4 protein-coding genes are annotated in these 4,705 nt (G+C 60.4%); 3 read left to right on the top strand and 1 reads right to left on the bottom strand.

What is annotated here, in order from left to right; all coding sequences use genetic code 11:
• The first annotated feature begins 441 nt into the window (after positions 1-441).
• Both Q1V60_RS00285 and Q1V60_RS00280 read left to right on the top strand, forming a co-directional pair.
• Positions 442-1,971 (top strand): NCS1 family nucleobase:cation symporter-1, encoded by a 1,530-nt coding sequence (locus Q1V60_RS00285; protein ID WP_300626665.1) that lies wholly within the window; start codon positions 442-444, stop codon positions 1,969-1,971.
• A 13-nt stretch (positions 1,972-1,984) separates the two neighbouring features.
• A complete protein-coding gene (locus tag Q1V60_RS00280) occupies positions 1,985-2,713 on the top strand; it encodes an aspartate/glutamate racemase family protein (RefSeq protein ID WP_300626662.1) in 729 nt (242 codons plus the stop codon).
• Between the two features lie 12 nt (positions 2,714-2,725).
• Here Q1V60_RS00280 and Q1V60_RS00275 read toward each other — a convergent pair whose 3' ends face one another.
• Complete coding sequence (locus Q1V60_RS00275) at positions 2,726-3,655, bottom strand: LysR family transcriptional regulator (RefSeq protein WP_300626660.1); 930 nt, start codon at positions 3,653-3,655, stop codon at positions 2,726-2,728.
• A gap of 106 nt (positions 3,656-3,761) precedes the next feature.
• Here Q1V60_RS00275 and Q1V60_RS00270 point away from each other — a divergent pair, with 106 nt between their 5' ends.
• Positions 3,762-4,508, top strand: coding sequence for a 3-oxoacyl-ACP reductase family protein (locus Q1V60_RS00270; protein WP_300626659.1), 747 nt, complete (start codon positions 3,762-3,764; stop codon positions 4,506-4,508).
• The last annotated feature ends 197 nt before the right edge of the window (positions 4,509-4,705 follow it).

Raw genomic sequence — 4,705 nt, 5'->3', positions numbered from 1 at the left:
GGCTTGCTCGCTCCTGGGATGGGTCAGTATTTGATGCCCTGACCGACCCACCGCCCCCGCCAGCACGCCCGCTCCCACATTTTTGTATTTTGTTCGCAGATAAAATGTACACACAGATGTAACCATCGGTGCCATTTATGTGTGCAATCCAGCTGTGACCGCACCAAAACGTAACACTTTCGTTCTTGCATTTTTCGTTCTCTGAAATCGCTCTCCCTTCCGAAAAAAATAAATAACTGTTCAAACGGTCAATTTATATCGCTTGTAATTCAGTCAGTTATTTCGATCAACGATAAAAAGGAAATTAGCCGCGCGTTTTATAGTTCGAAAGCTGGCACGCATGTGGCTTAAGGTGAAATACGCTTTGTATACAATAAATACAAAACCTACATACACTTTGCCATCTGCCGCATTGCTGCGGATGTGCTGGAGCCTGCCGGAATGCGTACAAGCCTCTCGAATAACATCGCACTGGATCTGCCCTCCTCCGCCGTGAATCCCGAGGCCGCCGGCCCCGGTCCGCTGGTACTCAGCCCCCGCCTGCACAACAAAGACCTCGCGCCGACCAAGGTCGAAGGGCGTCGATGGGGGCGCTACAGCATCTTTGCGTTGTGGACCAATGACGTGCACAACATCGCCAACTATTCATTCGCCATCGGCTTGTACGCGTTGGGCCTGGGCGGTTGGCAGATCCTGCTGTCCCTGGGCATCGGTGCGGCACTGGTGTACTTCTTCATGAACCTGTCGGGGTATATGGGCCAGAAAACCGGCGTGCCGTTTCCAGTGATCAGCCGTATCAGCTTCGGCATTCATGGGGCACAGATTCCGGCATTGATCCGCGCCGTGATTGCGATTGCCTGGTTCGGCATCCAAACCTACCTGGCATCGGTGGTGTTTCGCGTATTGCTTACGGCGATTCACCCAGGGTTTGCCGACTTTGATCACAACTCGATCCTTGGCCTGTCATCGCTCGGCTGGGCGTGTTTCGTGGCGATCTGGCTGGTGCAGTTGGTGATCCTGGCCTACGGCATGGAAATGGTGCGTCGCTATGAAGGATTTGCCGGCCCGGTGATTTTACTCACCGTGGCCTCGCTGGCGGGCTGGATGTACTTTCAGGCAGGCGGGCACATTGCCTGGTCGATCCGCGAACCGCTGAGCGGCGGCGAGATGTGGCGCAATATCTTTGCCGGTGGCGCGCTGTGGCTGGCGATCTACGGCACGCTGATCCTTAATTTCTGCGACTTCGCACGCTCCTCGCCCTGCCGCAAGACGATCCTGGTGGGCAACTTCTGGGGCCTGCCGGTGAATATCCTGGTGTTCGCCGCCATCACCGTGCTGCTGTGCGGCGGACAGTTCCAACTCAACGGCCGGGTGATCGAAAGCCCGACCGAAATCATCGCCGCCATTCCCAATACTTTCTTTCTTGTGCTCGGCTGCCTGGCCTTCCTGATCGTCACCGTGGCGGTGAACATCATGGCCAACTTCGTCGCCCCGGCTTTTGTGCTGAGCAACCTGGCGCCCAGGTACCTGAACTTCCGTCGCGCCGGGCTGATCAGCGCCACCGTGGCGGTGCTGATCCTGCCGTGGAATCTCTACAACAGCCCGTTGGTGATCGTGTATTTCCTTTCCGGCCTGGGCGCACTGCTGGGGCCGTTGTATGGGGTGATCATGGTTGACTACTGGCTGATCCGCAAAAGCCAGGTGGACGTGCCGCAACTGTATAGCGAGGACGCGCAGGGGGTTTATTACTACAGCCGGGGCGTGAACCTGCGTGCGGTGGCGGCGTTCGTGCCGGCAGCGGTGATCGCCATCTCATTGGCGTTGTTGCCCGGGTTTGCCAGCGTCTCGCCGTTCTCCTGGTTGTTTGGCGCCGGTATTGCCGGACTGCTGTACCTGCTGATCGCCAAGCGCCAACCGTTCTACGCCGATGTCAGCGGCGAAAGCATCGCAGTCGATAACGTCAGTCATTAAACAAGGACATTCCATGCGCATCCTCGTGGTCAACGTCAACACCACCGAATCCATCACGCAAACCATTACTGAGCAGGCACGGAGCGTGGCTTCGCCGGGCACCGAGATTGTCGGGCTCACTCCCTACTTCGGCGCCGAGTCTGTGGAGGGCAACTTTGAAAGCTACCTGGCAGCCATCGCGGTCATGGACCGCGTAATGGCCTACGACCAGCCATTTGATGCGGTGATCCAGGCCGGCTACGGCGAGCATGGCCGCGAAGGCCTGCAGGAATTGCTCAACGTGCCCGTGGTGGATATCACCGAAGCCGCAGCCAGCACGGCGATGTTCCTGGGCCATGCCTACTCGGTGGTGACCACCCTGGACCGCACGGTGCCCCTGATCGAAGACCGTCTGAAACTGGCCGGCCTGTACCAGCGCTGCGCCTCAGTGCGGGCCAGTGGCATGGCGGTGCTGGAACTGGAAGAAGACCCACTGGTCGCCATGGAAGCCATCGTGCGCCAGGCGGAACTGGCGATCTTTGAGGACAAGGCAGAAGTGATCTGCCTGGGCTGCGGCGGCATGGCCGGGCTGGACGAGCAGATTCGCCAGCGCACCGGGGTGCCGGTGGTGGATGGGGTGACGGCGGCAGTGACGATCGCTGAGTCGCTGGTGCGGTTGGGGTTGTCGACCTCCAAAGTCAGAACCTATGGGACGCCAAGGCCGAAGAAAATCCTGGGCTGGCCCGGCAAGTTCGGCCACTGAAGATCAGTGCGCTCAGCTTGAAAGGGCGTTGAACCTTCGGCCCAAGTCCTTTTCGGCAAACTGCTCGATCACGAAATCCACAAACGCCCGAGTCTTGCCCGGCAGCAGCTTGTGCTCGGCGTAATAGATGCAAATATTACCGTCGTCCACATACCAGTCGGGCAAAACCCGCACGAGCGCGCCGCTGTCGAGGAACGGCACGGCCATCGGCATGCTGACCAGCGCGATACCCAGGCCCTGGGCGCTGGCGCAGCAGGCGGCTTCGGAATCGCTCATGGTCATCGCGGGTTTGAGCACCAGAGAGCTGTGCTCGCGCTCGCGGTGGGTCAGTTGCCATGAACGCACCCGGCCCGTCTGCGGCGAGCGGATCAGGATGCCGTGGCAGCGCGACAAATCCTCGGGCGCACGCACCGCGGGGCGTTGCGCCAGATAAACCGGCGAAGCCACCAACACCCGGTGCGCCGGCGCCAACTTGCGCGCCACCACACCTTGGGGCAGTTCAAAACCACCGCCAATGGCAGCGTCAAAGCCTTGGCCGATCAAGTCGACTTGGCGGTTATCGAAATGCCAATCCGGGCTGATATCCGGGAAACGCCGCATGAACTCACCCAGCAACGGCATTACATAGCGGTTGCCGAATACCGTGCCCATGCTGACCTTCAACGTGCCCACCGGCCGCCCTTCGGCGCTGGCCAGGTTGGCCACGGCGTTTTGAATCGTGATGAGGCTACCGCTGACTTCGTCAAGGAAGCGCTTGCCGGCTTCGGTCAAGGTCAGGCGCCGGGTGCTGCGCTGAAACAGCCTGACGCCCAGGCGCACTTCCAGCTTGGCCACACTTTTTCCTACCGCTGCCGGCGTCAGGCTCAAGTGCCGCGCAGCCTCTGCGAAGCTGCCGCCCTCGGCGCTGCGCACAAAGCATTCGATACTGCCAAAGCTTTCCATAACGCTCGACTCTAAACTTTTGGTTTACACAGACTATAGCAATCGCGCGCTACCGGCCGGGGCGTGTGAGGTCGATACTCGCCTCATCAACTACTTGGAGATCGACATGACCACATCCAACCTCACCGGCAAAGTCGCCTTGGTTCAAGGCGGTTCCCGCGGCATCGGCGCCGCCATCGTCAAGCGCCTCGCCGCACAAGGCGCTGCGGTGGCCTTTACCTACGTCAGCTCGGCCACCAAGGCTGAAGCCTTGCAGAACGGCGTGATCAGCGCAGGCGGCAAAGCCCTGGCGATTCAGGCCGACAGCGCCGATGCCACGGCGATTCGCAACGCGGTCGACGCCACCGTCGCGGCATTCGGGCGCCTGGATATCCTGGTGAACAACGCCGGCGTGCTGGCCATCGCCCCGTTGGAAGAGTTCAAGCTGGAAGACTTCGATCAGACCCTGGCGATCAATGTGCGCAGCGTGTTTATCGCCACCCAGGAAGCCGCCAAGCACATGGGCGAAGGTGGCCGAGTGATCAATATCGGCAGCACCAACGCCGAGCGCATGCCGTTTGGCGGCGGCGGCCCGTATGCGATGAGCAAGGCGGCGCTGGTAGGTTTGACCAAAGGCCTGGCGCGAGACTTGGGGCCACGGGGCATCACCATCAATAACGTGCAGCCTGGGCCGGTGGATACCGATATGAACCCGGCAAACAGTGAGTTTGCTGAGAGTCTCATGGGGCTGATGGCGGTGGGGCGGTATGGCCATGTGGAGGAGATCGCCAGCTTTGTGGCGTATCTTGCCGGGCCGGAAGCGGGCTATATCACGGGTGCCAGCCTGACCATCGACGGTGGGTTCAGCGCCTGAGATACAGCCGCACGGCCAAACCAACATGTGGGAGCGGGCTTGCTCTAATGCCAGTCAGTTAAGGAGGAGCGCTTTACCGTGGCGAGGGAGCTTGCTCCCGCTGGACTGCGCAGCAGTCCCATTTTCTGGGGTCGCTTCGCGGCCCTGCGGTAGCAAGCTCCCTCGCCACAGGCCGACGGTTGCCTGCTCTAGCGCTT

Source organism: Pseudomonas sp. (assembly GCF_030147005.1).
Taxonomy (GTDB): domain Bacteria; phylum Pseudomonadota; class Gammaproteobacteria; order Pseudomonadales; family Pseudomonadaceae; genus Aquipseudomonas.
This window is presented reverse-complemented; position numbering and strand designations above follow the sequence as displayed.